Origin of the sequence: Bradyrhizobium sp. CCBAU 25360, from assembly GCF_028128695.1 — a bacterium.
Lineage (GTDB): Bacteria > Pseudomonadota > Alphaproteobacteria > Rhizobiales > Xanthobacteraceae > Bradyrhizobium > Bradyrhizobium ottawaense.
In genome coordinates, this window is record NZ_LBJA01000044.1 from 758,374 (window position 1) to 783,951 (window position 25,578).

The 25,578-nt window shown below is 64.7% G+C and carries 27 protein-coding genes; 6 read left to right on the forward strand and 21 right to left on the reverse strand.

From position 1 onward, the window contains the following. Nucleotides 1-39: 39 nt before the first annotated feature. The 5 genes from XH81_RS33760 to XH81_RS33780 all read right to left on the reverse strand — a co-directional run bounded on the left by XH81_RS33760 (nt 40) and on the right by XH81_RS33780 (nt 5,052). The gene (locus XH81_RS33760; protein ID WP_028145708.1) at nt 40-1,089 is read right to left on the reverse strand and encodes an L-idonate 5-dehydrogenase; all 1,050 of its coding nucleotides are present in this window, start codon (nt 1,087-1,089) and stop codon (nt 40-42) included. Then, nucleotides 1,086-2,492, reverse strand: coding sequence for a TRAP transporter large permease (locus tag XH81_RS33765; protein WP_028145709.1), 1,407 nt, complete (start codon nt 2,490-2,492; stop codon nt 1,086-1,088). The genes XH81_RS33760 and XH81_RS33765 overlap by 4 nt, the downstream gene beginning before the upstream one ends. 4 nt (nt 2,493-2,496) lie before the next feature. Continuing rightward, a complete protein-coding gene (locus tag XH81_RS33770; protein WP_028145710.1) occupies nt 2,497-3,075 on the reverse strand; it encodes a TRAP transporter small permease in 579 nt (192 codons plus the stop codon). Between the two features lie 114 nt (nt 3,076-3,189). Then, nucleotides 3,190-4,155 (reverse strand): sialic acid TRAP transporter substrate-binding protein SiaP, encoded by a 966-nt coding sequence (locus XH81_RS33775; RefSeq protein ID WP_370093434.1) that lies wholly within the window; start codon nt 4,153-4,155, stop codon nt 3,190-3,192. A gap of 81 nt (nt 4,156-4,236) precedes the next feature. After that, nucleotides 4,237-5,052: a FadR/GntR family transcriptional regulator gene (locus XH81_RS33780; protein WP_028145712.1), complete on the reverse strand. Its 816-nt coding sequence runs from the start codon at nt 5,050-5,052 to the stop codon at nt 4,237-4,239. A 140-nt stretch (nt 5,053-5,192) separates the two neighbouring features. Here XH81_RS33780 and XH81_RS33785 point away from each other — a divergent pair, with 140 nt between their 5' ends. Together XH81_RS33785 and XH81_RS33790 are read left to right on the forward strand one after the other, a co-directional pair. After that, on the forward strand, nt 5,193-6,677 hold the full coding sequence (locus XH81_RS33785; protein ID WP_028145713.1) for a mannitol dehydrogenase family protein: 1,485 nt from the start codon (nt 5,193-5,195) through the stop codon (nt 6,675-6,677). A 98-nt stretch (nt 6,678-6,775) separates the two neighbouring features. After that, a complete protein-coding gene (locus XH81_RS33790) occupies nt 6,776-7,183 on the forward strand; it encodes a nuclear transport factor 2 family protein (RefSeq protein WP_028145714.1) in 408 nt (135 codons plus the stop codon). Between the two features lie 24 nt (nt 7,184-7,207). Here XH81_RS33790 and XH81_RS33795 read toward each other — a convergent pair whose 3' ends face one another. After that, entirely contained in the window at nt 7,208-7,942 is a 735-nt protein-coding gene (locus XH81_RS33795) for an HAD family hydrolase (RefSeq protein WP_028145715.1), read from the reverse strand. Nucleotides 7,943-8,088: 146 nt separating this feature from the next. On the opposite strand from XH81_RS33795, the gene XH81_RS33800 reads away from it, so the two are divergent. Both XH81_RS33800 and XH81_RS33805 read left to right on the forward strand, forming a co-directional pair. After that, the gene (locus tag XH81_RS33800; RefSeq protein ID WP_028145716.1) at nt 8,089-8,937 is read left to right on the forward strand and encodes an SDR family oxidoreductase; all 849 of its coding nucleotides are present in this window, start codon (nt 8,089-8,091) and stop codon (nt 8,935-8,937) included. 122 nt (nt 8,938-9,059) lie between these two features. Beyond that, the gene (locus tag XH81_RS33805) at nt 9,060-10,328 is read left to right on the forward strand and encodes a serine hydrolase domain-containing protein (RefSeq protein ID WP_028145717.1); all 1,269 of its coding nucleotides are present in this window, start codon (nt 9,060-9,062) and stop codon (nt 10,326-10,328) included. A gap of 59 nt (nt 10,329-10,387) precedes the next feature. Here the strand turns inward: XH81_RS33805 and XH81_RS33810 are convergent, their stop codons facing one another. Then, entirely contained in the window at nt 10,388-11,275 is an 888-nt protein-coding gene (locus XH81_RS33810; protein ID WP_028145718.1) for a dienelactone hydrolase family protein, read from the reverse strand. 729 nt (nt 11,276-12,004) lie between these two features. On the opposite strand from XH81_RS33810, the gene XH81_RS33815 reads away from it, so the two are divergent. Continuing rightward, on the forward strand, nt 12,005-12,583 hold the full coding sequence (locus XH81_RS33815; protein WP_028145719.1) for a MarR family winged helix-turn-helix transcriptional regulator: 579 nt from the start codon (nt 12,005-12,007) through the stop codon (nt 12,581-12,583). Between the two features lie 14 nt (nt 12,584-12,597). Here the strand turns inward: XH81_RS33815 and XH81_RS33820 are convergent, their stop codons facing one another. Then, on the reverse strand, nt 12,598-13,554 hold the full coding sequence (locus tag XH81_RS33820) for a hypothetical protein (RefSeq protein WP_028145720.1): 957 nt from the start codon (nt 13,552-13,554) through the stop codon (nt 12,598-12,600). Between the two features lie 820 nt (nt 13,555-14,374). On the opposite strand from XH81_RS33820, the gene XH81_RS33825 reads away from it, so the two are divergent. Then, the gene (locus XH81_RS33825; RefSeq protein ID WP_028145721.1) at nt 14,375-15,145 is read left to right on the forward strand and encodes a response regulator transcription factor; all 771 of its coding nucleotides are present in this window, start codon (nt 14,375-14,377) and stop codon (nt 15,143-15,145) included. Between the two features lie 303 nt (nt 15,146-15,448). Here XH81_RS33825 and XH81_RS33830 read toward each other — a convergent pair whose 3' ends face one another. The 13 genes from XH81_RS33830 to XH81_RS33890 all read right to left on the reverse strand — a co-directional run bounded on the left by XH81_RS33830 (nt 15,449) and on the right by XH81_RS33890 (nt 25,567). After that, entirely contained in the window at nt 15,449-15,907 is a 459-nt protein-coding gene (locus XH81_RS33830; protein WP_028145722.1) for a hypothetical protein, read from the reverse strand. Beyond that, the gene (locus XH81_RS33835) at nt 15,904-16,416 is read right to left on the reverse strand and encodes a hypothetical protein (RefSeq protein ID WP_028145723.1); all 513 of its coding nucleotides are present in this window, start codon (nt 16,414-16,416) and stop codon (nt 15,904-15,906) included. The genes XH81_RS33830 and XH81_RS33835 overlap by 4 nt, the downstream gene beginning before the upstream one ends. A 42-nt stretch (nt 16,417-16,458) precedes the next feature. Then, complete coding sequence (locus XH81_RS33840) at nt 16,459-16,932, reverse strand: rod-binding protein (protein WP_028145724.1); 474 nt, start codon at nt 16,930-16,932, stop codon at nt 16,459-16,461. Further along, nucleotides 16,929-17,348, reverse strand: a complete 420-nt coding sequence (locus XH81_RS33845) for a hypothetical protein (RefSeq protein ID WP_028145725.1) — start codon at nt 17,346-17,348, stop codon at nt 16,929-16,931. The genes XH81_RS33840 and XH81_RS33845 overlap by 4 nt, the downstream gene beginning before the upstream one ends. A gap of 7 nt (nt 17,349-17,355) precedes the next feature. After that, nucleotides 17,356-18,108 carry a flagellar biosynthesis protein FliR gene (gene fliR / locus XH81_RS33850; RefSeq protein WP_271596768.1) on the reverse strand — a complete coding sequence of 251 codons (753 nt, stop codon included), beginning with the start codon at nt 18,106-18,108 and terminating at the stop codon, nt 17,356-17,358. Beyond that, nucleotides 18,105-20,186, reverse strand: a complete 2,082-nt coding sequence (gene flhA, locus XH81_RS33855; protein ID WP_028145727.1) for a flagellar biosynthesis protein FlhA — start codon at nt 20,184-20,186, stop codon at nt 18,105-18,107. The genes fliR and flhA overlap by 4 nt, the downstream gene beginning before the upstream one ends. 75 nt (nt 20,187-20,261) lie before the next feature. Then, nucleotides 20,262-20,528: a flagellar biosynthesis protein FliQ gene (gene fliQ, locus XH81_RS33860; protein WP_018318462.1), complete on the reverse strand. Its 267-nt coding sequence runs from the start codon at nt 20,526-20,528 to the stop codon at nt 20,262-20,264. Then, a complete protein-coding gene (flgD, locus tag XH81_RS33865) occupies nt 20,525-20,947 on the reverse strand; it encodes a flagellar hook assembly protein FlgD (protein ID WP_018318461.1) in 423 nt (140 codons plus the stop codon). Before flgD ends, fliQ begins: the two co-directional genes overlap by 4 nt. Before the next feature lie 14 nt (nt 20,948-20,961). Then, on the reverse strand, nt 20,962-21,372 hold the full coding sequence (flbT, locus tag XH81_RS33870) for a flagellar biosynthesis repressor FlbT (RefSeq protein WP_038950148.1): 411 nt from the start codon (nt 21,370-21,372) through the stop codon (nt 20,962-20,964). Then, a complete protein-coding gene (flaF, locus tag XH81_RS33875) occupies nt 21,372-21,716 on the reverse strand; it encodes a flagellar biosynthesis regulator FlaF (protein WP_028145728.1) in 345 nt (114 codons plus the stop codon). Before flaF ends, flbT begins: the two co-directional genes overlap by 1 nt. A gap of 55 nt (nt 21,717-21,771) precedes the next feature. Continuing rightward, nucleotides 21,772-22,818: a flagellar hook-associated family protein gene (locus XH81_RS33880; RefSeq protein WP_028145729.1), complete on the reverse strand. Its 1,047-nt coding sequence runs from the start codon at nt 22,816-22,818 to the stop codon at nt 21,772-21,774. Nucleotides 22,819-22,821: 3 nt separating this feature from the next. Continuing rightward, nucleotides 22,822-24,300, reverse strand: a complete 1,479-nt coding sequence (flgK, locus tag XH81_RS33885) for a flagellar hook-associated protein FlgK (protein WP_271596769.1) — start codon at nt 24,298-24,300, stop codon at nt 22,822-22,824. 34 nt (nt 24,301-24,334) lie between these two features. Further along, the gene (locus tag XH81_RS33890) at nt 24,335-25,567 is read right to left on the reverse strand and encodes a flagellar hook protein FlgE (protein ID WP_038970824.1); all 1,233 of its coding nucleotides are present in this window, start codon (nt 25,565-25,567) and stop codon (nt 24,335-24,337) included. Between the last annotated feature and the right edge of the window lie 11 nt (nt 25,568-25,578).

The window sequence follows — 25,578 nt, forward strand, 5'->3', positions numbered from 1 at the left end:
GGATACCGGTTCGCGTGAAGAAAACGCGTCAAAACAAGGTCAGTTCGCGGTCAGCACGACCTTGACGCTCTGCGAGCGATCGAGCGCCAGCCGCAGCGCATCGGGCGCGGTCGAGAGCGGCCGCTCGGCGGTGACCAGCGACAGCACGTCGACGCCGCCGGAGGAAATCAGTTCCACCGCCGTCATGAACTCGAAGCCGAAACGGAACGAACCGCGCAGGTCGATCTCCTTGGCCATCACCGCATTCGACGGCGTCGGGATCTGGCCGCCGGGCAGATTGCCGATCTGCACCACGATGCCCCCGCGCCTGACGATGCCGATGGCGCTCGCAAGGCCCGCGGCCGTGCCCGAGACCTCGAACGCAACGTCATAGGGACGCGACGCAGCCTGCGCCTTCAGTCCTTCCTCAACGCCCGAGACATTCTCCACATGCGAAGCGCCGAGCTTGGTCGCGAAGGCGAGCGGTGCCGGCGCGATGTCGGCGACCGTGATGTCGGCCATCCCGGCGCGATGCGCGGCGAGCATGGTCAACAGCCCGATCGGGCCGGCGCCGAAGATGATGCCGCGCTTGCCCTCGATATTGCCGGCGCGCGCGACCGCGTGCAGGCAGACCGCGAGCGGCTCGGCGAGCGCTGCGGCCTGATAGGACACGTGATCGGGAATCTTCACGCACTGCGCGGGGACCGCGTCGAAATAGTTGGCGAAGCCGCCCTGCATGTGCGGCGTCTTCGAGGCCGAGCCCATGAAGTAGATGTTCTCGCACAGATTCGGCCGGCCCTCGCGGCAGGCGACGCAATGGCCGCACCAGCGCGACGGGTTGACCGCGACGCGGTCGCCGACCTTCAGATTGGCAGCGGAGCCGGAGATCTCCACGACTTCGCCCGAGATCTCGTGGCCGAGCACCAGTGGCGACTTCACCACGAAATCGCCAGTCCGGGCATGGCGGAAATAGTGCATGTCCGAACCGCAGATGCCGCCGGCGCCGAAGCGGATGCGCACCATGCCGTCTGCGAGCTTGTCGAGCGGATGCTCGACCATGCGCAGATCTTCGGGACCGAACAGGGTTGCGGCGAGAGCGGTGGAGGTCATTTGGAGAGTCCCATGTATTTTGGCAGCCAGAGGGTCAGTTCGGGGATGTAGGTGATCGCGATCAACGCCAGCATCAGCGGCACCAGCCAGGGCAGGATCGCGACCGTGGTGCGCTCGACCGAGAGTTTGGCCACGCGGGCGAGCACGAACAGCACCATGCCGAGCGGCGGATGCAACAGGCCGATCATCAGGTTCAGCGTCATGATCAGGCCGAAATGGATCGGGTCGATACCGAGCTTGAGCACGATCGGCAGCAGGATCGGCACCAGGATGGTGATCGCCGCCGTGGTGTCGATGAAGCAGCCGACGAACAGGATCAGCACGTTGGCGAGCGCCAGGAACACCCATTTGTTGTGAGTGATGCTGAGCATCCAGTCCGACAGCATCTGGGCGGCCTGCGACACCGTCAGCAGCCAGGCGAAGATCGAGGCCGCCGTGACGATGAACAGCACCGAGGCCGTGGTCTCGATGGTGTCGAACGTCGCCTTCGCCACGGTCTTCAGCGTCATGGTGCGGTAGCGGACGAGGCCGAGGAACAGCGACCAGATCACGGCGGCAACCGCGGCTTCCGTCGGCGTGAACCAGCCGAGCGTCATGCCGCCGATCAGGATCACCGGCGCCATCAGCGCCATCACCGCCGAGAAGTCGAAATACCAGTCGATGATGAGCAGCGTGCCGAGGCCGATGACGACGGCCATGTTGACCGACATGCCCGCGAGCACCATCAGCCAGATCGCCATCGGGAACGCCAGCACGATGGCGATCTCGAGGCCGGCCGAGCCGAGCTGCGGCCAGGAGAACGGCGTGTCGCTGCCCCATTTGTTCTTGTGCGCGAAATAAGTGACGGTCGCCATCATCAGCAGCGTCATGACGATGCCGGGAATGACGCCGCCGAGGAACAGCGCGCCGATCGAGACGTTCGCCATCATCCCGTAGATCACGAAGGGCAGCGACGGCGGGATGATCGGGCCGAGCGTCGCGGAGGCCGCGGTGACGCCGACCGAGAACTCGGTGGAGTAGCCGTGGTCCTTCATCGCCTTGATCTCGATGGTGCCGAGACCGGCGGCATCCGCGATCGCGGTGCCGGACATGCCGGAGAAGATCACCGAGCCGATGATGTTGACGTGGCCGAGGCCGCCGCGCATCCAGCCGACCAGCGCGACGGCGAATTTGTAGATGCGCCCGGTGACGCCGGCGATGTTCATGAGGTTGCCGGCCAGGATGAAGAACGGCACCGCGAGCAGCGGAAAGCTCTCGACGCCGGCGATCATGCGCTGCGCCAGCGTGACGTCGGGCGTCACGCCGCTGACCAGGATGTAGAGCAGCGACGACGCGGCCATGGCAATCGCCACGGGAACGCCGAGCAGCATCAGGATGAGGAAGCCTCCAAGCAGCAGCAACATGGGATTACCCTTCAAAACCGTCGTAGGCGCCGGGACGTTCGAGGATCGAATAACCCTGTCGCAAATGTTGTATGGCCACCTGCACCGAGCGCACGAACATCAGCACGAAGCCGGCCAGGACGGCGTAGTAGACGTAGTCCTTGGGAAGATTGATCGTGGTCATCTGCTCGTCGCCGATGATCTGGATGTAGACCCAGACCAGCTTGATGGCGTAGCCGAAAAAGGCGATCCGGATCAGGTCGATCACCGTCGACAGCGCGCGCGCCACGATGTGGGGCAAATAGCGGTAGAGGAGGTCGACCTGGATGTGCCGCGACAGCCGCACGCACATCGAGGCGCCGATGAAGACGACGCCGATCAGGCAATAGGTCGCGATCTCCTCGGTCCAGGCATAGCTGTCGTTGAGCACGTAGCGCGTGAAGAACTGGAGGAAGACGGCGAGCGCCATCACCCAGAAGATCGCGAGCGCCACCCAGTCCTCGAACGCGTAGATGCCGAGGTCGACCTTCGGCGTCGCCTCCTCCTCGAAGGTGTGGGCGATCTCGTCCGCGGTGATCTGCCGGTGTATTTCGGCGGTGGACATGGGGGACTCCTCAAACTGGCTCCGTCGTTCCGGGATGGTGCGTTAGCACCAGACCCGGAACCTCGAGATCCCGGGCTCGGCTCTTCGAGCCGCCCCGGGATGACGACTACGTCGTCACTTCACCGCCTGGATCTTTTCCCAGTCGGCCTTGCGATAGCCGAAGGTCTCGAAGGCGACGTTCTTCAGCACGGTGTCGCGGAACTCGTTCTTGTCCACCTCGGTCACGCTCAAGCCCTTCTCCTTGAAGAAGGCGACCAGCTTGGCCTCGTTCTGCTTGATCTCCGCGGTCGCCTTGGCGGCAGCCTCCTGGGCGACGTCGGTGAAGATCTTCTTGTCCTCGTCGGAGAGCTTCTTCCACAGCGCGCCAGCGACCACCGTGTTGAGGTGATCGACGATGTGGCCGGTCAGCACGATGTGCTTCTGCACCTCGTAGAACTTCTTGGCTTCGATCGTGGTCAGCGGGTTCTCCTGCGCCTCGACGGTGCCGTTCTGGAGCGCGAGGTAGACTTCGGCGAAGGCGATCGGCGCGGTGTTGGCGCCGCAGGCGCGCGGCATCGCGAGATAGGCCGGCACGTCAGGCACGCGCATCTTCAGGCCCTTGAGGTCCGCGCAAGTCTTGATCGGCTTGTTCGACGAGGTCTGGCGCACGCCGTAATAGGTCACAGCGACGATGTGGTGGCCGCTCTTGTCCTCATAGCCCTTGGCGAGCTCCCTGAAGATGTCGCTCTTGGTGTAGGCGAGCAGATGATCGGCATCGCGGAAGGTGTAGGGATAATAGGTCACGCCGATCGGCGGGAAGCTCTTGGCCGCGAAGCTCGAGCCGGAGATGATGATGTCGACCGAGCCGAGCGAGAGGCCCTGGTTGATGTCGGCTTCCTTGCCGAGCTGCGAGGCCGGATAGACGTCGATCGCATAGCGCCCGTTGGTTCGCTTGCCGATCTCCTGCGCGGCCCAGACCGAAGCGGTGTGGAACGGCTCCGAGGTCTCGTAGACATGGGCCCATTTGAGCTTGGTCTGCGCCACGCTGGCCTGGATGGCCGCCAACAGCGTGGCGGCGGACATCACTGCTGCAATCGTCATTTTCTTCAACATCGGCTTTTCCTCCATCGTTCAAGTCTGCTTCTTGTTCACCCGCCCCGGCTGGAAGCGGGCCGTACAATCTCATCGCCGCCGCGCGCTGCCGCCTCCGGCCTGCTTCTTCTTCGGCGCCGGTTTCGGTTTCGATGGCTTTGCCGGTGCTCGCGCCGTCCGGCCCCGCCCCGAAGATGATCCTGCCGCGTTCTCGGCGCCGAAATTCTGCGCGAAGCGCTCCTGCGAGCGCGCCAGATGCGCGCGCATCGCTTCGCGCGCGGCTTGCGGATCATGCGCCGCGATCGCCTCGCGCACGGCGCGATGCTCGTCGAGCGCGGTGCGCCAGGTGCCCGGGCTCTCGAAATAATGCGCGAGCTGCGCGAAATAGGGATTGAGGCGCTGGTCGAACAGCTCGCCGACGACGCGCACCAGAACGGCATTGCCGAGGCTGCCGGCGATCGCGACGTGGAACGCGCGGTCATGCACCATCGAGGCTTCGCCGGGATGCTCGACATTCTCCATTGCGAGGAGCGAGGCGTCGATGCGGGCGATGTCGTCTTTGGTCGCGACGCGCGCGGCCTGTTCGGCGATGGCGCTTTCGAGGAATTCGCGGGCGCGCAGCAGCTCGAACGGGCCCTCGATGACGGAGGCGGCTGCGGGCGCGGCGATGGCAGCGGGCTCGATCACATAGATGCCGGAGCCGACGCGGATGCGCAGGCGTCCCTCGACCTCGAGCGCAATCAAGGCTTCGCGCACGGTCGGCCTGGACACCTTGAGCTGCTCGGCGAGCTCGCGCTCGGTCGGCAAGCGGCTGCCGACCGCGTACTCGCCGCTGTCGATCAGGCTTCGCAATTGATCGGCGACCTGGCGATAGAGCCGTCTCGCCTCCACAGCTTCCAGCGGCACGCTGGTCCTCCCGAAAGGGTCGCGCGAGGCATTTCGACCCGCGGCCCGCCAATTTTGGAAAATTGGTCTTACCAATTGACCGGAGCATTGACCTGATACGGGCGCCATGTCAAGCAGCGGCAAAGCAAGGGGAGACGTCCATGCGCCCAGGTTCCGTGCGTCTTGGCAGCGCCAATCTCGACCGGTTGCCGCCGGCCGTCCGCCGCCCGGCCTACGACCGTTCGCGCATCACGCCCGGCATCGTGCATCTCGGCCTCGGCGCCTTTCATCGCGCGCATCAGGCCGTCGTCATCGACGATTGCCTTGCCAGCGGCAGCTCGTCCTGGGGCATCGTCGGCGCCAGCCTGCGCAGCCCGGATACGCGCGACGCCCTCGCCCCGCAGGATCATCTCTACACCGTTGCCGTGCGTGCCGCCGAGGGCACCGAGCACCGCGTGATCGGCGCGCTGCTCGACAGCGTCGTCTCGCGCGAGAAGCCGGCGGCGCTGGTCGAGCGGATGGCCGATCCCGCCATTCGCATCGTCTCGCTGACGGTCACCGAGAAAGGCTATTGCCACACGCCGCAGACCGGCGATCTCGACGAACGGCATCCTGACAGCGTGCACGATCTCAACAATTTCGACGCGCCGCGCTCGGCGCCCGGCTTCATCGTCGCGGCGCTGGCACGCCGGCGCGCGCTAGGCGCACCGCCCTTCACAGTGCTGTGCTGCGACAATCTCGCCGCCAACGGCCACACCGTGCAGCGCATCGTGACGCAGTTCGCCGCGCTCCGCTCCAGGGAACTCGGCAAGTGGATCGCGGACAATGCCGCTTTTCCCTCGACCATGGTCGACCGCATCGTGCCGGAGACGACGGATAGCGACCGCGATGCGGTCGCGAACGCACTCGGCATGCGCGACGCCTGGCCCGTGATGACCGAGCCGTTCACGCAATGGGTGGTCGAGGATCGCTTCACGGCGGGCCGGCCCGATCTTGCCGCCGCGGGCGTCGAGCTCGTTGCCGACGTCAAGCCGTTCGAGCTGATGAAGCTGCGGCTGCTCAACGCCAGCCATTCCGCGCTGGCTTATCTCGGCTATCTCGCGGGCTACGAGACCATCGCCGACACCATGCAGGATCCGCACTTCGCGCGGCTGGCCGCGCAGGTGATGGAGGAAGCCGCGGTGACGCTGACGATGCCTGCCGGCACTGATCTCGCCGCCTATCGCGCTTCACTGCTCAAGCGCTTCGCCAATCCGGCGCTGCATCACCGCACCTGGCAGATCGCGATGGACGGCTCGCAAAAGCTGCCGCAGCGGCTGCTCGGCGCGATGCAGGACCGCCTCGCCAGGAACCTGCCGATCTCGACCCATGCGCTCGCGGTGGCCGGCTGGATGCGCTACGTCAGCGGCCTCGACGAGCAGGGCCGCGCCATCGACGTGCGCGATCCCCTCGCCGCCGAATTCGCCGCGCTGGCGCGCGAGGCGGGGCCCGTTGCCGAGCGGCTCGCGCCTGCGCTGCTCGGGGTTCAGAAGGTGTTCGGGCCGCTGGGGTCCGAGCCGCGCCTGCGCGAGGCCGTGACCACGGCGCTCGGCCGTCTCTACAAGGATGGTGCGCGGCGGGCCGTGGAGACGCTCGTCGCGGCCTGACCACTGAGCGGGCAATGCTGCACTGCGGTCCAAATCGGACACAAGGTCGAACGGAAGTCGCGCTTGATTTTTGCCTGTCCTTGCCCCACCCGAGAGCGATGGCAAAGGACAACAAGATCATCGCCGCCAACGCGGCCTTTTACGCCGCGTTCTCGACCGGCGACTTCGACGGCATGGAACGGTTGTGGGCGGACGACGACGCCATTTCCTGCATCCATCCCGGTTGGCCGGCCATCATCGGGCGCGCCACGGTGATCGGAAGCTGGCGCGACATCCTGCAAAGCCCGGAGCGGCCGCAGATCGTCTGCGCCGAGCCGCAGGTCATCGTCGACGGCGACAGCGCCCGCGTGCTCTGCATCGAGATCGTCGACGGCACCGCCTTGGCCGCGGCGAACCATTTTCGCCGCGTCGGCGACGAGTGGCTGCTAGTGCATCACCAATCGAGCCCGATCGCGCAGATTGTCGAGCAGGCTGAAGACGATAGAGCGAGCCACCGCGTGCACTGACTGCGGCGGACCCGCGGGCGTGAGCTACTGTGCATGGGGTTGTTTTTCGAGTTCCGACAGGTCATCCAGCACGGCCCGCGCCGCGGAAAAATCATCATCCGCGAAGAACATGCTCCGGGTGATCAGAACCGGAATGCCGGCGCGTGAGGCCGCAATCAGCCCGTTGGCGGAATCCTCGATGGCCACGCAGTCGGCCGCGCCGAGTTGCAGCCGCGCCAGCGTTTCCAGATAGACGTCCGGTGCCGGCTTCTTGTGCCTGACATCGTCACCGGCGACAATGGCGTCGAACTGCGCAGCCCAACCCGCCCCCAGCGCCTGCGACAGCAGCGCATCGATATTGCCGTGCGAGGTCGTGGTCGCGATCGCAAGCCGCTGGCCGCGCGCCTTCGCCGCAGCGAGCAGTTCGATCACGCCCGGCCTTAAGGAACAGCAGCCGGTTTCGACCCGCTCGGCGTAATGCGCGGTCTTGATGCGGTGAAGCGCGGCAATGTCCTCGTCCGGCAGCGGCGGGACGTTCCGCAGCCTTCCGTGGTAGGCGCGCATGCGCTCCTTGCCGCCGGTCACCCGCAGCAGGTCCTTGTAGACCGCGCGGTCCCACTGCCAGCCGAGACCGTGGTGCGCGAAGGCGTGGTTGAAGGCCTGCCGATGCAGCTCCTCGGTCTCGGCCAGGGTGCCGTCGACGTCGAAGATCAGCGCGGCCGCGCGCCGGACCAGCTCATTGGCATCCGGCGGCACCAAGGCGAGCGCTTCTGCCTGCATGATCGATGCCTCCCGGTGACAGGCGAACATCGCCCGAGGCAGGAGGCGAGACAAATCGCAATATCTTTTGCCGGACCCAAAAATCTCTTATGAGCAAACGACGCGCGACGGCGCGGACGGGAACTTTCGACCTGCACAGGAGACGCATGCGGCTCTTCATCCTTGGCCTCGGCTATAGTGCCCGGCATTTCGTCCGCAAACATGGCGGCAGCTTCTCGCATATCGCCGGCACCGTGCGCGATCCCGGAAAGCGGGATGACCTCGCCGGCATCGAGGTGCATGCCTTTTCCGGCGAGCCTCCTGCACGCGAGACGGTCGAGCAGGTTCGCGAGGCCGATGTCCTTCTCATATCGATCCCGCCCGGTAGCAGCGGCGATCCCGCCATCGCCGCGTTCGGCGACGTGCTGGCGACGGGCCGCCGCGAGATCGTCTATCTCTCCACCATCGGCGTCTACGGCGATCACGGCGGCGGCTGGGTCGACGAGAGTACTCCGCCGCAGGCAACGCTCGACCGCGCCCGCATGCGGGTTGCCGCCGAGCAGGCCTGGATGGACATGGCGCGCGGCGATGCCGCCATCCTGCGGCTTGCGGGCATCTACGGCCCCGGCCGCAACGCGCTGGCGACACTGCGGGGTGGGACAGCCCGCCGCGTCATCAAGCCGGGCCAGGTCTTCAACCGCATCCATGTCGACGACATCGCGAACGCGATCATGGCCGCCATTCCCCACCGAACCGGCGGCATCTGGAACGTCTGCGACGACGAGCCGGCGCCGCCGCAGGACGTGATCGCCTATGCGGCGAAACTGATGGGCGTTGTGCCGCCGCCGGAAGAGGCGTTCGCGACGGCCGAGATGTCGGCGATGGCCCGCAGCTTCTATGCCAGCAGCGCCCGCGTCTCCAATGCAAAACTGAAGCGCGAGCTCGGCGTCACGCTTGTCCACCCGACCTATCGGCGCGGCCTCGATGCGCTGTGGCATGCAGGCGAAGCACGATAAGGCACCGCCGCGTCCGGCACGTCCCAGACATGCCCTGCCCGCGCTTGACTTCGCGTCGGTGCAGTCGTGATCTGGGCGTGCAACGAGCCACTCACACAACGAGCTCGTGCGGGAGGAACATAATGAACAAGACGATCGCCATGATCGCGGCGGCGACTGCCGTCATCACATTCGGCACGGCCATCGCCGGGCCACTGCCCGAAGCCAAACCCGACGATGTCGGCTTCTCCAGTCAGGGCCTTGCGCGCCTCGACAATTTCTTCGCTCGGGAGATCGCCGCCAAGCGCGTCCCCGGCGCGGTCGTCGCCATCGCGCGCGACGGCAAGCTCGTGCACTACAAGGCTTACGGCATGCTGGATCCGGACAAGGGCACGCCGATGCCGATCGATGCGATCTTCGCGCTGGCCTCGATGACCAAGCCGATGGCAGCGGTCGCGGGCCTGACGCTGATGGAGCAGGGACGGCTGCCGCTCCAGGCCAAGCTGTCCGATTACTATCCCGGCTTTTCCGACATGAAAATCGGCGTGACCGAGGCCAACGGTTCGCTCAAGCTGGAGCCGCAGGCCTCGCCGATCTTCATCCACGATCTCTACCGGCACACCTCCGGATTGATGTATGGCGGCCGGCCCGACAGTTCGAGCCCGGTGGCCCGGCAATATCCTGACGGCGTCGCGCCCGCGATCGAAGGTGACACCCAGGCGTTCATCGACCGCATCACCAAACTGCCGCTGGCGCATCAGCCCTCGACCGAGTTCGAATACGGCTTCTCGATCGACGTGCTCGGCGCCGTCGTCGAGAAGGTGAGCGAGCAGAAGCTCGGCGAGTATCTCGCCGCCAATGTCTGGCAGCCGCTCGGCATGAAGGACGCGACCTTCCACCCGACCGACGCGCAACGCCCTCGCCTCGCCCGCCCGTTTGCCAACGATCCGCTGACGGGCAAGCCGCAGGCGATCAAGCTGCTCGACACCCCGACCAAGTTCGACTGCGGCGGCGCCTGCTCGTTTGCGACGGTCGGCGACTACGCCCGCTTCGGGCAGATGCTGCTCAACGGCGGCGAGCTCGACGGCCAGCGCATCCTGGGTCCGAAGACCGTGCATCACATGACGACCAACCACCTTGGCCCCGAGATCAAGAACAACGTGGCCAATGTCGAGCCGCATCGCGGCGGCTTCGGCTTCGGCCTTTCGGTCGCGGTTCGCACCAGCGAAGGGCTGTCGTCTGTCCCCGGCAATCCCGGCGAGTTCACCTGGAACGGTGCCTACGGAACGCAGTTCTTCTGCGACCCGAAGGAGCGTCTCGTGGTCGTGGTGGGAACGGCTGCGCCCGGCGAGCTCAGGAAGTATTATCGCGAGCAGGTTCAGGACATCGTCTATGGTGCGATGGTGAAGTGAGATCGGCACTGAAAGAAAAAGGGCGGCCGATCGGGCCGCCCTTTTGTTTTGACCCAGCGTCAGCTCAACACGCCGTACTTCTTGAACCAGGCCTGCGCCTGCTTCCAGGCATCTTCCGCGGCGTCCTTGCGGTAGCTGCCGCGGTAGTCGGCATGGAAGCCGTGCGGCGCTTCGGGGTAGATCTTGAATTCGGCCGTCTTCTTGTTCTGCTCGAGCGCGGCCTTCATCTGCTCGACCTGGGCGACGGGAATGCCGGTGTCGGCGCCCCCATAGAGGCCGAGCACCGGCGCCTTCATCTCGGGGGCGAGCTGCATCGGGCTCTTCGGCAGCAGCGGATTTTCGGGGTCGACCAAGGTGCCGTAGAAGGCGACGCCGGCCTTGAGCGTGCTGCTATGGGCGGCATATTCCCAGACGGTGCGCCCGCCACGGCAGAAGCCGATGATGCCGAGCTTTGCAGTGTCGCCGCCTTGCGATCCAGCCCAGGCCGCCACCGCGTCCAGATCGGACAGCAGCTCCGCGTCGGGCTTGGCATTGACCACCGGGAGCAGATCCTTGACCTCGGCGACCTTGGTCAGATCGATGCCTTTGCGGAAGTAATAGTCGGGCGCGATTGCGAACGCGCCAAGCTTGGCGAGGCGCCGCGTCACGTCCTTGATATATTCGTGCAGGCCGAAAATCTCCATCGCCACGATGATCACCGGCGCCTTGGTGTTGCCGGCTGGACGGGCGAAATAGACGGGCATCTCTTCGGAGCCGACCTTGATCCTGGCGTCACTGACCTGAAGGCCATTGGCGTCGGTCGTGATCGCCTCGGCGCGCACGGGCCCGGCCGCAAGCGTGTAGCCGGCGGCGACGGCCGCGGTGGCGCTCATGAACCCGCGGCGAGAGACCGGGGCGACTTTCGTCAACCCGACGACGTCGGATGCCATGGTAGTTTCGAAGCTCATCGATCTATCCCTTGCTGCTGCCTGTGCTGGTATCCCCGGGGGGCGACGCATTCGCCAATAGTTGCCGGCGAGATGCAAATCACCAGCCTGCGAGCACGCGCGCTTTCAGGCCAGACCGTGCGGTTTCTGCACCGGCGCAATCTCGGGCATCGGGCTCATCGCGCCAAAGTTCGACGATTGCGCCACGCAGGAGCCGACCGTGGCTGCCAACGCTGCAGGACGTTGAACAACGCTGACTGTTTCGACTCCCAACGGCACTCTGACATTCGCTTCGCTCGTGTGCCGGACTTAACCGTCCAGCTGCACTGCATCGCAACATCCATTAACCGAAAAAGAGGGTTCTCCCGCGGCCGGCCGCACCGCCAAGTGCTGCAGGTGATGCGCATGTGTGCGCCTTCGAGACGCTCACCCGCAACAAATGGGCACCGCAGTGGCCACAATGACACATCATGTTGCTCGCGCATCGACTCATCACCGTCAATCACGCGCGAGCCGTCGTCATTTGATTGAAATTTTCGGAGGACTTGAGCCGTGCGATTTACTCGAACTTTCTTTGTGACGCCCTAGTTCCACGGCCGGAAGTTCCATCTCTGCAACAGAGAGCTTCTTCCCCACGCGGTCCGCCGTCCGGCAACGGACGAAGGGTCACGCGAGGACTTCATTCTCGTCCACACAGATTGCGCACCCCAAGGCTCAATTGAATAAAGCTTTATCCGATCTGGAATTGAAATGAATTTGGCTCGCGAATCGATTGAACTGTTGGAGCAGGTCGCACGAATCCTGTGGTTCGAAGGCACCAAGCACGGCTTGCGCGACCGCGAGTGGATGGCGCTGCGCTTCCTTTCCCGCGCCAACCGTTTTTCCCGGACGCCTTCGGCGCTCGCGAGTTACGTCGGCACCACGCGCGGCACCGCCTCGTTCATCATCGGGGAGCTCGAGCGGCTGGGCTATATCGAGCGAAAACGCTCGGCCACCGACAAACGCTCGGTGATGCTGAGCGTGACGCAGCAGGGCAAGAAGTTCCTGGTGCGCGACCCCGTCAGCGTTCTGGTCGAGGCGATTGCCGTCCTCGACGAGGAGGTCAAGATCCGCTTCCGCGACACCTTCAGGCACGTGCTGGATCAGTCGGACGCGGCCGAGCAGCGGCACCACACCGACGTTTGCAAACGATGCATCTTCCTCCGGGAGGAGCGCACCACCAACGACAGCAAGGCAGCGGCCGAGTTCAGCTGCCGTCTGTTCCGCTCGCCGATCGCGGAGGCGGAGGTCGATCTGCTATGCACCAGCTTCGAGCATCACCGCCAATAGAGGACAGCCCTCGATCAGGGCGTCGCCTTACGTGACGAATAGATGACACCGCCGCTCGCCTCCACCACCAGGCGCCCGTTCTCGCTCCTGATCTCCTCGATGCGGCCAAGACCCGGCACCTGCTGTCCCAGCACGGCCTCGATGACGCCGTTCGGACCCTGCAGGATCGCAATGCCTTCATAGGCCTGGCGCACCGACCAACCCTTGATCACCTTCCGCGGCGCCGGCGCGCGCTCGGACGGAGACACCGAGCCCGTGAACTCGGGCGCTGCGACCGAGGCCATCATCGATCCTTGCTGTGGCGAGGGCTGCGATTGCACCATGGCCGGCGCCGGAGCCGGCGTCTGAACCTGCGCTTGGGCGAGCTTGTCGAGCTTCACCGTCGAGGACGAGCTCACCCGCTCGATACGGTCCAAATTCTCGGCGAACCTGCCGAAACGGTCATTGGTCGCCTTGCTCGACTGATCCACCGCGGTGCGCAGGCCATCGAGATTTTCCGACACGCCCGACACCTGCTTGCGCAGATGCGCGACGGTCTCGCGCAGATTCCTGATCTCCGTATTGGCTGCAACGTTGTTCTGGGCGGGCTGCGTGGTGAGATAGGCGATCACGCCGGTGCAGGCGCAGACCACCAACATGGCGGCGACCGCCAATGTCGCGAGCGGCGCAACCCATGTCGGACGGGGCGGCGGGGGCTTGGCGACGATCACGGCCGGCTTGATCACGGTCGGCGCGGGCTTGGGGATCGCCATCTTGTCGAGACGCGCCTTGGCCCGAATACGTTTCAGCCCCTCGAGTGCCTCCTTCGCCAGAGCTTCATCACTTGCCGCGGCCGACGCTCGCTTTGGGCCCGCGGCAGGCCTGGGCGCTCGCGCCGTATCGTCCTTCGTATCGCGTGCTTCGGGAGCCGGCTTCGTCGTTGCGGAAACATCAGTGGTCGCGTTGGGACGAGCTTGTCCATCGGACAACATGTGAAAATGCTCCGTTCGGTTCGATCTGTCGAACGATGACGTTATTTGCCGAAGCTTGCCTGAAACGTGCGCATCGAAAACTTTTCCATCGCGCGCGATGCGACGTCACATGAGTCAATCGCGTCATGGACGTGGCGAGAGTGCGACTCGAAAGACACACACTCGCCAAGATTTCGCCAAGCTGGAGTCTCGCCGCCACACGTGAGTCGAATTGTCGCACGGCGAAACACGCCCATGAGAGTCAATCCCGAGTTGAAAACCCCTCGATATGCCTGATCCACCCCACCACCTAAAATAGCTGTGATTGTACGGGGATGCGGAACCTTAGACCCATCACGATGCAGAACTAGTTTAGTTTCCAAATCAACTGATGCGTTTGAATATATCAAGAAACAACCCGAAACAAACCAACAGCATCAAGCACACGTAGCAATCGCTTTGTTTCGCACGCTTGATCGGAAATCGGCAATTGTTACGGTCCTACTCAAGTGATTCTCGCCAGTTGGCGAGGAGATCGACACAGATTCAGTGGCGTTCGGACGCGATGAGCAACTTGGCGCAACTGTTCTAGGTCGTTTCTCAATCCGCCCCGCGAGGTGATCCGTAAGACACCCGCCGGGCCTCACGCAGTAAGCGTTCAGTATCGAGTTGAAGTACCAGGCCTGCGAGACGCAGGCACTGAATGCGTAGGGCTGCCCGCGAATATCGAAACCATAACAACGGTTCGCGGGAAGGAATGTCGTCAAACAGCATCGTTGCCGAGCCGGGCATCACAACAACCATCCGGCCGCGACAGGTGCGAAACAGGGGCGAAAGACTGATGTATATTATCGTTGATGATCGCGAGAGCGTCGCGAACAGCTATGTCGGAGGGCTCGTTCGCGAAGGCGTATCGTCGATCGGCTTCTCCTCCGGGGAATTCTGGGACTGGCTGCAATCCGCGAGTGAATCGGATCTGGCAGCGGTGGACGCCTTCCTCCTCGGGGATTGCGATGCCCGCGGAAGCCTGCCGCGGGCGATGCGCAAGCGTTCCTCGGCTCCCATCATCGCCATGAGCGGCCAGAAGATGCTCAAGAACACGCTGGAGCTGTTCGAATCGGGTGTCGACGACGTCGTGCACGTACCGATCCACCTGCGCGAGATCCTTGCCCGAACGGCCGCGATCGCGCGCCGCCGGGTGGGCGAGCTGCCGAGGCCCTGCGAGAGCAGGATCCAGGTCTTCTTCAACGGCCGTGACCCCGAGATCGCGGGCCACGCCCTCACGCTGCCCCGCCGCGAACTGCGCATTCTCGAATATATGGTCAGCAATCACGGCAAGTGGATCACCAAGACGCAGATCTTCAACGCGGTCTACGGCATCTTCGAGTCCACCTTCGACGAGAGCGTGATCGAGAGCCACGTCAGCAAGCTGCGCAAGAAACTCCGCGACCGCCTCGGCTTCGACGCGATCGTGGCCCGGCGTTACGTCGGATACCGCCTCGACATCCCTGCCCGCGACACCCTCGACGTGCCGATGCAGGAGCTCGACGAGGTCGGCATCATCCTGAACAGGGCGCATGCCGTCCCGGCCGCCTATCCGGTCGGCAACTGACACGGCACAAGCCTGCCACGAACAGACAACGGCCTCTGCGAAGCACCATCGCAGAGGCCGTTGCATTTTCGGCGGCGGGAGATGTGGGATGAGCCCCCTATAGCGCCTCGATGGAGGTGCGTTTTCCTCTTGTGAAGAGGCAATCCCATCGGAGCTATTGGGCGCAAGAGTCTCCACGTCGTCATGGCCGGGCTTGGGCCATCCACGGGTTGCTACGCCGGACCAAGAACGTGGATGCCCGGGGCAAGCCCGGGCATGACGACGTCTTTGTGACGAACCAGCTGCGCCTATTCAGCCCGCGCTCTACGGCTTCTGCTGGAATTCTTCCCTGGAGACGTAATTGAAATCCTCGACCAGGACGTCCTGGACGACGTCAGCCTGCATCCGCTCGTTGACGCGCTGCTTGATGGCGGCCGTCAGGATGGAGAGGTCGTAGCGGGCGAGCTTCCTGAAGTCGAGACGGTCGTCGGCATAGATCCTGCGAAAGGCCTCGTCGACGACGAACGGCTCCGGCGGAACGTTGAGCTGGTGCATCGTCCGCGCCTCCACGGTGTAGACGAAGCGCGCGACGATATAGCCCTGCACATTGCCGTTCTCGACCATGGGCACGCTCAAAGCCCTGGTCTTCTGGTATTGCAGCCCGTCGAGATATTCGTCCTTCGCCGGCAGCAGGCTGCCGTTCTCCTTCCAATAGGCCACGCCATAGCTCGTGCCCGCGGTGAGGATGCATACCCAGAGCCCGGCCAGCACCAGTCTGATCATTTTCCGTCCTGCGCTGCGCGGCCGGTATAGGTGCCGTCCGACTCGGCCTCCTTGATCGCCTTGACGATGATGCCCGCGATCTCGCGCACCGCGTCGTAGTGCATTTCGAGGATCGAGCGATTCCGCTCGAGCTTCTCGCGCAGCCGCTGAATCTCGTCGGTGACCTCGACGTCGCCGCCGAGATGCATCCGCGCCCGCATCAGGCGGACGAATTCGAGCATGCTCCGGCTCTTCCGCGCGCTGAAGTCGTCGAAATCGATCTTCTGACGCGTCGTGAGCGCGACCGTCTCCTCCTCGACGATGCTCTCGAGCCGGCGGATCGCTGCCAGCAGGCCCCGCACTTCATCCAATCTCGCCGCATCCGCGCCGTCGACCACGGCCTCGCCGCTCATGATCGGCAGCAGCACCGGCAGCAGCGCATCGGCTTCTGCTGCTTCCGTCGTCATCACCCCGGTGTCCACGACCGGCTGCTCGATCACCATGGCCGCCGCGCTGTCTTGTGCCTGCATAGGAAATTCACCCTTCAACTTCTGTCACCCGTTCGCGGATCATCATCCGGCCTTGCCGGCACCGTTCGGCCCCGCCGGATTGGCGGCGGCCAGCTGCTTGGCGATGCCAATGCCGTTGCCCTTTGCCAGCTGGCTGCCAAGCTGCTCCGCCAGCATCGATTTCCAGACGCCGCCGGCCGTGCCCTTGCCAAAGACCTGCTCGGATTCCTTCGGCAACATCGTCTCGACGAAGGTCTGGAGGATGAAAGCTTCGAACTTCCGGTACACCTCGCCCGACGCCGGCGCCTTGATCATCCGCACCGGGGCCCCATTCACCGCATCCGACGACGCCTCGGAGACCTTCGTCGCGGACTGCTCGGCAGCTGCCGCCTTGCCGGCCTCCGCGTCCATCGTTGCGGCGAAGTCGGCATCGGAGGATTTCAGCGCATCGAGTTTCGCGGTCGCCGCGCGCTGGGTCACGGGATCGGCGGCCTCGAGGACGTCGAGAACGAGGTCGGGCGTCGCGGTCACGATCATGGCTTGTTCCGATTGGCTGGCCGTGGCGTCCACGCGCGCACGGCTGGGCTTATTCCCGTCATCTCCTCGAGGGAGCGCTTCTCGGCGTCACGGAGCTTGTCGGCCAGCGCCGCCTTCGCGACCTGCTCGAGCTGCTTCACGCGGCGGCTCTCGGCGCGGACCTGGTCGAGCTGCTGCGCGGCCTGCGTCCGGATCTCGCGCGCACCGACGCTCGTCCTGTTCAAGCGCCGCGCGATCGATTCGCTCGACGATCCCGCCGGCGGCTTGCCATCGTTCAGGGCTCCCACCAGCCATTCCTGCTCGTCCTGCAGGCTTCGCTCCTGCTGCCGCAGCTGCGCGAGCTGCCATTCGGACAACCGGAGCTGGAGCTTCACCAGCGACACCATCCGGCCGAGCTTGTCCGCGCGCGACGTCATCACAGGCTCACTCCGCCAGCCAGGACGAGAGGCCGAGCATGAATTGCGTCAGCAGCTCGTCGCTCGTGAGGTAGAGCAGCAGGAAGCCGCCGAATAGCACGAAGGGTACGGAGCTGAAATAGACTGGAATTGCCGGCGTCAGCTTGTTGATCAGGCTGACCGCCAGGTTGACGATCACCGAATAGACGATGAACGGGCTGGCGATCCGCAGCGTCAGCACGAACGCTTCCGACAGGCGGCCGACGAGCAGGTCGAGTGCCATGCCGCCGCCGAGCCGGCTCCCGGGACGCCAGACGTCGTAGGAGTTCATCAGCCCACGCAGGACCTGCCAATGCTGGTCGGTCATGAAGAACAGCGTGGTGACGGACACCATGATCAGCGGCACCAGCGCCGGCGCCGGATCGCTGTCGGCGACCGGCGTTCCCGGGATGTTGCTGAGCCCGATCGCGCTCGCCATCACCGTCGCCATGGTCTGGAGCGCGAGAAAGAACACCCGCCCGCCGAGCCCGATGACGCTGCCGACCACGAGCTCGGAGCAGATCAGGAGCGCCAGCGTCAGCGGCGCGGCGTTGTCCGTGAGCGGCTTCAGCACCGCGATCAGGATCGGCGTCAGCGCGAACGTCGTGACGAGCGCGACGAACAGGCGGACCTGTGCCGGAACGTTGACGCTGGAAAAGCCGGGCACCAGCATCAGGCAGGCGCCGATACGGCAGAACACAATGAACGTCACCAGCACGCTGTCGGCAAGGCCGCTGATCACGACACGGCTCCGAGCGCCCGGATCTCGGCGCTGCGCGCGACTTCGACATGCGACAGGATCGGCAAGGTCGGGAACACCCGCTCCAGGATCATCCGGACATAGGGCCGGGCTTCCGGCGTCACCGCCAGCACCACGCTGGTGCCGTTCTCGGTGAACTTGCGGATCGCGGCGCTGGCTTCGGTCGCGAACTGCTCGATCAGGCGCGGATCGGCGTCGAACTCGACGACGTCGCCCTTGGCGTCGCGCTTCAGGCTCTGGTGGAAGGCGAGGTCCCAGCGGTTGCCGAGACGGACGACGTTGAGCACGCCGTTGTCGGAGAGATCGCCGCAGATCTGCTGGGCAAGCCGGGTCCGCACGTGCTCCGCGACCTGCTCGGAGCGCCGCACGTGAGGCGCGATCTCGGCGATCGCCTCGAGGATGAGGTGAAGATTGCGGATGGAGACCCGCTCGGCCAGCAGTATCTTCAGGATCGCCAGCAGGCCGGAATAGGAGATCTGCGACGGGCAGAGATCCTCGACGAGGCGCTTGTACTCGGGATCGAGCCGGTCGAGCAGCGCGCGCATGTCCTTGTAGGACAGGAGCTGGGCGAGGTTCGCCCGGAGCACCTCGCTCAAATGCGTGAGCAGCACCGACAGATTGTCGACCGGCTTGCAGCCCTGCCGCTTGACTTCGTCCGTGAAGGCTTCCGTCACCCACAGCGCCTTCATGCCGAAAGCGGGTTCGACCACCTCTTCGCCGGGCACGTCGGGCTTGCCGTCCTTGTCGACCAGCACCAGCACCTCGCCGAGCCGGAGCTCGCCATGGGCGACGCGGGTGTCGTGGATCCGGATCTGGTAGCCCTTGGGGTCGATCGACAGATTGTCGCTGAGCTTGATCTCGGGAATGACGAAGCCGTACTGCTTGGCGAACTTCTTGCGGATCTTGGCGACGCGGTGGGCCAGCTCGGTGCGCGAGCCCAGCAGATGGACCGAAAGATGGCCGCCGAGCGCAAGTTCGATCTCGGCGGTCTTGAGCTGGTCCTTGACGGATTCCTTGGCCTCAGCCTGGGCGCGCTCGTCGGCCTTGCGCACATCTTCCTTCCGCTCCCGCGCCGCCTGCCGCCTCGGCAAGGTGTAGCCGACGAAGGCCATGACGCCGCCGAGAAGCACGAAGGGCGCCAACGGCAGCCCCGGCATCAAGGCGAGCACGAACATCATCAGCGCGGCGGCCGACACAGCGCGGGGATAGCCGCCGAGCTGGCGCAGCACGGCCTGCTCGGCCGATCCTCTCGTGCCGCCCTTGGAGACCAGCAGGCCGGCCGACAGCGACACGATGAGTGCCGGCATCTGCGACACCAGACCGTCGCCGACGGAGAGCTTCGTGTAGACGTCGGCGGCGCGCGACAGCGTCAGCCCGTGATGGGTGACGCCGATGATGATGCCGCCGAAAATGTTGATCGCGGTGATGAGCAGGCCGGCGATGGCATCGCCCCGAACGAACTTCGAGGCACCGTCCATGGCACCGAAGAACGCGCTTTCTTCTTCGAGCTCGCGGCGCCGGCGCTGGGCTTCCTTGTCGTCGATCAGGCCCGCCGACAGATCGGCGTCGATCGCCATCTGCTTGCCGGGGATGGCGTCGAGGGTGAAACGGGCGCCGACTTCGGCGATACGCGTCGCACCCTTGGTGATCACGACGAAATTCACGGTGACCAGGATGGCGAAGATGATCAGGCCGATGACGAAGTCGCCGCCCATGACGAACTTGGAGAAGCCGGCGACGACGTGGCCGGCAGCCTGCTCGCCCTCCCCGCCGCGCGACAGGATCAGGCGGGTGGTCGCTACGTTCAGCGCCAGCCGCAGGATGGTCGCGATCAGCAGCACAGTCGGGAAGGCGGAGAAGTCGAGCGGTCGCTGGATCCACAGCGCGACCATCAGGATCAGCGCCGACAGCGCGATCGAGAACGCGAGGCCGAGATCGATCAGGATCGGCGGGATCGGCAGGAACAGGATCGTGAGCATGGCCACGATGCCGCCGGCGAAAAAGGCGTCGGCCCCCAATCGTCGTGGGGTCGGCAGGCTAGCAGCTAACGTATCGGCCATGGGTCACCGGCAGAGGGTCCGCCCCTAATCTGCCCCGCAAAGCTTACGCGGGGATGATGGCCGAGGCCGCGCGGGTCAGAAGCCGCGCTCGATCCGCGAATAGACCATCTCGGTGAAGGTGGAGAGGTGCGCGCCGATGAAGGAGCCGGAGACGGCAACGACCAGGAGGATGACGATGATCTTCGGAACGAAGGTCAGCGTCACCTCCTGGATCTGGGTCAGGGCCTGGATCAGCGCGATGATGGTGCCGACCAGCATCGCGGCGCCGACCGCGGGCCCGGAGGCGACGATGATGGTCCAGATCGCCGCCTGGACGATGTCGAGAGCGTCGCGTTCGTTCATGACTGGCTGATCGTGAGTCCCGGCCCGACCGCGACCTTGGTGCCGTTCTCGAGGGTCGCGATGGAGCCGTCGGCGTTGATGGAGACCGAGACGACCTTGCCGCTGAAGCTGGCGCCGGTGGCGTCTGTGAAGCTGACGGTTTTCCCGATCAGGCCGTTGGCCTGCGACAACGACTGCGAGGACAGCAGCGCATCCAGCTTCGAGTTGGTCTGCATGGCCTGCTCGACCGTCGAGAGCTGCGCGAACTGGCTCATATATTGCGAGGTATCCATCGGATTGGTCGGATCCTGGTTCTTCATCTCGGCGACGAGAAGCTGAAGAAACGTGTTGTAGTCGACGCTGTTGCTCGAGGTCGAATTGGTGGAGCCGGTCGAACTGGACGACTTGCTCGTGCTGTCGGTCGCACTGTTGACGTTCATGTACCTCTCCGCTGTCAGGCAGCCTGGAATGGGGACTCGGTGATGGCGCAGGCCAGGATGGCCTGCTCGACCGGGAACAGGGCCCGGATCCGCTTGAGCGCCTCGAAGTAGCGGGTCGCCTCGACCAGCTCGTCGACCGCGCCCAGTCCGTCCAGCATCTCCCGGCTCTCGCACACGGCGCACAGGGCCGCGTGATGCTGGGCGTAGAGTGCCGCGGCGTCGCGGATGTCGGTCGGGTTCATCAGCATGAGCTGGACGATGAAGTAGAGCTGCCGCAGCGCCGTGGTGGCGTCGGACGCCTGCATGACCTGCCCTTCGAGCAGGAACATCACGTCGTTGACGAGCTCGACGGAGACCTTGCGGTCCACGCGCAGCACCGCGCCGTTGATGTAGATCCGTTCGCCCGCCCGCAAGGAGATCTTCATCAAAGAGCGTCTCGGATCAGGCGGTTGATTTCGATGAGCTGCATCACGTCGTTCGACCTCTCCTCGCGAAGACGATCGGCCTCCTTGACGACCCACAGGCCGATCGAGATGATGTCGGCGCGCAGCTTGTCCGGAAGCCCGTTCTCGGGGTGCGAGAGATCCTCAATGAAGATCGTCCACAGGCGCCGCACATAGAGCAGGCTCTCGACCAGATCCTCGAGGCGGAACACGCCTCGCTGAATCCGTTCGAGCCGGTCGATGCCGAGGCTGAGCGCCTGCCGCTCGCGGCCCCGCGCCTCGTAACCGCTCTCGTCGACGACCGATTCATAGGCTTCAAACGTCATCAGCATCACTCTGCGCAGGAGACCGGGTAACAGGACGAGGTTGCGAGCCTCGGCTCTAGAGATAGTTGATGAGGCTGATCTGCTGGAGCTGCGAGGTCAGCGCGAGCGCCGTCTTGATCTGGGTCTGCAGGGTGTTGACGCGGACCGAGGCCTCGGTCGGGTCGACCGCCTCCAGCTTGACGATCTGGTCGTTGAGGATGTCCTTCTGGATCTTCAGCTTCTCGGTCGCGCCGGTGACCCGTTGCTGGATCGAGCCGACGGTCCCGCCGAGCACGGCGAGATCGTTGATCGCGCCGCTGACCAGGCTGATGGCCTTGTCGACGACGACCTGAAACGTGTCCTTGCTCAGGCTCGTGTTCCCGAGATCAGTGAGCATGGTGTAGGCCTCGGCCAGCTTGCGGAAGCCGGGCTGGTTGGCGCTGACCGAGCTGTCGACAACCTCGGTCGTGGAGATGCGGCTCGACAGCGTCTGGTCCGTGGCCGACGACCAGTTGGCGTTCCAGGCCGGGCTCGCGAACTCGGGGTCGAGGGTGTTGTCGAGGAAATTCTGCATTTGCGCCGGAGTGATGGTGCTCACACCGGCCGCAGCCTGCGAGAAGCCGAACGTCGCCAGGAAGTCCGCATCGACCTGGTTCTTGCTGGTAGAGCCGGCCGTGTAGTTCGTGACCGGCACGGTCTGCGTATCGATTCCGCCGAACAGATACGACCCGTTGTAGGAAACGTTGAGCGCGCCGATGACGTCCTGAAGGTTCGCGGACGCGCTCGGCAGGATGATCTTCGCGCCGCTGTCGGCGTCGCGGGCCGCGATCAGGTTCTTGAGGAATTCCGACGCGGTCTTGCCTAGCTGCGTGATCCGGTTCTGGGTCACATCGAGGCGCCCCGAAACCAGCTCGTTGGTGTCGACGAGCTGGTCGGCGAAGTTGAAATCGGCGCGCAGCGCCACGTCGCGGCCCGTTCCCGTGCCGAGCTCGAGGCCGACATCGGCGAAACGGCCGGTGGTCGCCTCCTTCGAGGCCTTGGTCAGCGCGCTCTGGTTGTTCGTGATCGACGACCTCAACGATGAAGACAGCATCAGGGTCGAGATGTAGTTCGCGCTCATCATGACTTAATTCCCTACGGCAGCCAGCAGGCTCTGCAGCATCTCATCGACGGTGGAAATGATCTTCGACGACGCCGAATAGGTGCGCTCGACCTGGAGCATCAACGCCATCTCGTCGTCCATGTTGACGCCGCTGACGTTGGACAGCGCCGCGGTGCTGCGGTCGAGCAGCGTATTCTGATACTGGACGTTGTCGTCGGCGGTCTTGCGCTGGCTTTCGATCCAGCTCGCCGAGGAAGACGCAAACTCGATCACGCTGCCGCTCGGCTTGCCCTGAGCCGTGGCATCGAATGGCTGCGGCGCTTCCATCTTGTTGATGAGCTGCTGCAGCCGCGCCGAGAAGCCGGCATTGCCGGTCGTGTTGTAATTATAGGCGGCAACGCCGCTGATGGCGCCGTCGCGCAGCAGGTTCGGATTTCCGCCTACGGCCGGATCGACCGAGGCGGCGACCGAGATCCTCCCGGCGAGGCCCACCGAGATCGTCGCGCTCGCGGGCATCGCGGGCGCGCCGGGATAGGTGAACAGGCCGGGCCTGTCGGCCAGCGTCGGGACAGCCGACTGGTCGCTTTCCTTGAAGGCCTCGATCAGGCTGCGCGCGATTTCGTCGAGCTGGCTCTGATACGTGACCGTGTCCTTGTCGCGCAGCTGGGCCAGGCCGGCGAGCTTGCCGGACTTGAGCGGCATGACGGAATTGGCACCGGTCACGGGAACGCCGTCGATGAAGACGGCATTGCCCGTGGTGCCGGCGGTATAGGCGTTGGTCGGCGCAAAGCTCACGGCCCGCGCCGTCTTGTCGAACAGCACGACGCCGCTGTCGGTATAGAGCGCGGCATCTCCATTGGTCCGGATCGACATCGAGACGCCGACCTCCTGCGACAGCCTGGAGACGATGCTGTCGCGCTGGTCGAGATAGTCGGTGACGTCGTCGCCGGAGATCGTGCCCTTCACGATGGCGGTGTTGACCGTCTGGAACTGGGACAGCAGCTGGTTGATGTTGGCGACCGAATTCGCCATGTCGGCGTCGGCCCCCTCGCGGACCGACTGAACCGTCTTGGTGGCCTGGTTGAGCCCGGTCACCATGTCCTTGGCGGACGTCACGGCCGCCTGCGCCAGGGTCGCATTGTCGGTGGAGTTGGCGTATTGCTGCAACGCCTGCTTCAGCTTGTTGAGCTGGGCGGTCGGCGACTGCTCGAGCTCGGGATCGTCCACCGTCGCGGCCGCGATCTTCTGCAGGCCGTCATAGATCACGCTCTGCTTGGCCGACGACGAGGTCGCGGTCAGCACGTTCGAATAGAGGCCCGAACTGGCGGCGCGCTGGATCGCCGCGACGTAGACGCCGGTGCCGGGGAGGTTGTCCAGCACGGCGATCTTGCGCGAATAGCCGGTGGCGCTGGCACCGGCGATGTTGCGCGAGATCGTCGACGACTGGATGCCCGACGCCATGAGCGAGGCGCGAGCGGAGTCGAGAGCGGCGGTAAGGGACATGATCTGCTCTTGCCGGGGGTGAGCGCCGAAGAATTCAGCGCTTCAGGTTGACGACGACGTCGAGCAGGTCGGCGCCCGTCTGGAACGATTTCGAGTTGGCGGTGAAGCCGCGCTGCGCCTCGATCATCCCGGTGAGCTCGTCCGCGAGATCGACGTTGGAGTCCTCCAGCGCACCGGACTGGACCGTGCCGAGCCCGCCGGTGCCAGCATTCCCGGCCTGCGCATTGCCGGAATTCATGTTGGTCGAATAGACGTTACCCGGCTCGGGCGTCAGATTGTCGGGGCTCGCGACGTCGGCGAGCATGATCGTGTAGAGCGTCAGCTGCTGCCCGTTCTTGAGAATGGCCGTCACGTGGCCCGCCTCGTCGACATCGACCTTGTCGATCGCCGCGGGCACGCTGCCGTTGACGGTGGCCTTGAAGCTGAAGTCGGCTCCGACCTGCGTCATGTTCGACAGGTCCATGGTCAGCGCCGCGCCGCCCGGGACCGTGAACGTAAGGCCCGTCGGGCTCGCCGCGGCCAGCGCGCCTTTGCCGGCCGCCGTGGTATCGAAAGTGAAGGTGGTGGCGGCGGCGAGCGAGGTGCCCGTCGCGGAGTTGTAGACCTGAACCTGCCAGGTATCCGAACCGGCCGCCGTCGCGGTGTGGGACATATAGACGTCGAGCGTAACGGCCTGACCGATATTGTTGTAGGCGACGATCGAGCTTTTCGACGAATATGACGCCGGGCCGGGCGGACCGGCAATGACGGCCGCCTTCGGATCGAGATTGCCGGTCGTCAGGGTGCCCGCAGTCGACGGCACCGGCACCTGCGAGACCTGGGCGATGTTCACGATCTGCATTCCAGCCAGGCTGTTCTGCGAGAAATTGGTCACGAGGCCAGGCTGGCCCAGAAGGTAGTAGCCGGCCGCATTGACCAGATTGCCCTGGCTATCAGGCACGAACGAGCCGGCGCGGGTCAAATATTGCTGCGTGTTGGTGGCGTTCGAGACCACGAAGAAGCCGTTGCCTTGCACGGCAAGGTCGGTGGAAGACGTCGTGAACTGCGTATGTCCGGCGTCGCTGATGGCGTAACGGACGGTCGTCTCGACGGCGCCGGAGTCGTAATTGCCAGAGCCGCTCTTCAGGATCAGCGAGGAGAATTCGGTCGAAGCCCGCTTGTAACCAGTGGTGTTGACGTTCGCGATGTTGTCCGAAACCGTCGACAGCTTGTTGGACTGCGCGCTCATACCGGAAACACCGGTGCGCATAACACCATACAGGCTCATGAAGTGGGCTC

Coding starts and splice junctions, on each gene's coding strand:
- XH81_RS33770 (WP_028145710.1), bottom strand. CDS start 3,075: ATGTCCACCGCCGAAATACACCGGCAGATCACCGCGGACGAGATCGCC.
- XH81_RS33880 (WP_028145729.1), bottom strand. CDS start 22,818: ATGATGAGCGCGAACTACATCTCGACCCTGATGCTGTCTTCATCGTTG.
- XH81_RS33790 (WP_028145714.1), top strand. CDS start 6,776: ATGGCAAAGGACAACAAGATCATCGCCGCCAACGCGGCCTTTTACGCC.
- flhA (WP_028145727.1), bottom strand. CDS start 20,186: ATGGCCGATACGTTAGCTGCTAGCCTGCCGACCCCACGACGATTGGGG.
- flbT (WP_038950148.1), bottom strand. CDS start 21,372: ATGAAGATCTCCTTGCGGGCGGGCGAACGGATCTACATCAACGGCGCG.
- XH81_RS33810 (WP_028145718.1), bottom strand. CDS start 11,275: ATGAGCTTCGAAACTACCATGGCATCCGACGTCGTCGGGTTGACGAAA.
- flaF (WP_028145728.1), bottom strand. CDS start 21,716: ATGACGTTTGAAGCCTATGAATCGGTCGTCGACGAGAGCGGTTACGAG.
- XH81_RS33800 (WP_028145716.1), top strand. CDS start 8,089: ATGCGGCTCTTCATCCTTGGCCTCGGCTATAGTGCCCGGCATTTCGTC.
- XH81_RS33845 (WP_028145725.1), bottom strand. CDS start 17,348: ATGACGTCGCGCGCGGACAAGCTCGGCCGGATGGTGTCGCTGGTGAAG.
- XH81_RS33835 (WP_028145723.1), bottom strand. CDS start 16,416: ATGCAGGCACAAGACAGCGCGGCGGCCATGGTGATCGAGCAGCCGGTC.
- XH81_RS33830 (WP_028145722.1), bottom strand. CDS start 15,907: ATGATCAGACTGGTGCTGGCCGGGCTCTGGGTATGCATCCTCACCGCG.
- XH81_RS33795 (WP_028145715.1), bottom strand. CDS start 7,942: ATGCAGGCAGAAGCGCTCGCCTTGGTGCCGCCGGATGCCAATGAGCTG.
- XH81_RS33890 (WP_038970824.1), bottom strand. CDS start 25,567: ATGAGCCTGTATGGTGTTATGCGCACCGGTGTTTCCGGTATGAGCGCG.
- XH81_RS33840 (WP_028145724.1), bottom strand. CDS start 16,932: ATGATCGTGACCGCGACGCCCGACCTCGTTCTCGACGTCCTCGAGGCC.
- XH81_RS33805 (WP_028145717.1), top strand. CDS start 9,060: ATGAACAAGACGATCGCCATGATCGCGGCGGCGACTGCCGTCATCACA.
- XH81_RS33775 (WP_370093434.1), bottom strand. CDS start 4,155: ATGACGATTGCAGCAGTGATGTCCGCCGCCACGCTGTTGGCGGCCATC.
- XH81_RS33785 (WP_028145713.1), top strand. CDS start 5,193: ATGCGCCCAGGTTCCGTGCGTCTTGGCAGCGCCAATCTCGACCGGTTG.
- XH81_RS33760 (WP_028145708.1), bottom strand. CDS start 1,089: ATGACCTCCACCGCTCTCGCCGCAACCCTGTTCGGTCCCGAAGATCTG.
- XH81_RS33765 (WP_028145709.1), bottom strand. CDS start 2,492: ATGTTGCTGCTGCTTGGAGGCTTCCTCATCCTGATGCTGCTCGGCGTT.
- XH81_RS33825 (WP_028145721.1), top strand. CDS start 14,375: ATGTATATTATCGTTGATGATCGCGAGAGCGTCGCGAACAGCTATGTC.
- flgD (WP_018318461.1), bottom strand. CDS start 20,947: ATGAACGTCAACAGTGCGACCGACAGCACGAGCAAGTCGTCCAGTTCG.
- fliQ (WP_018318462.1), bottom strand. CDS start 20,528: ATGAACGAACGCGACGCTCTCGACATCGTCCAGGCGGCGATCTGGACC.
- XH81_RS33820 (WP_028145720.1), bottom strand. CDS start 13,554: ATGTTGTCCGATGGACAAGCTCGTCCCAACGCGACCACTGATGTTTCC.
- flgK (WP_271596769.1), bottom strand. CDS start 24,300: ATGTCCCTTACCGCCGCTCTCGACTCCGCTCGCGCCTCGCTCATGGCG.
- XH81_RS33815 (WP_028145719.1), top strand. CDS start 12,005: ATGAATTTGGCTCGCGAATCGATTGAACTGTTGGAGCAGGTCGCACGA.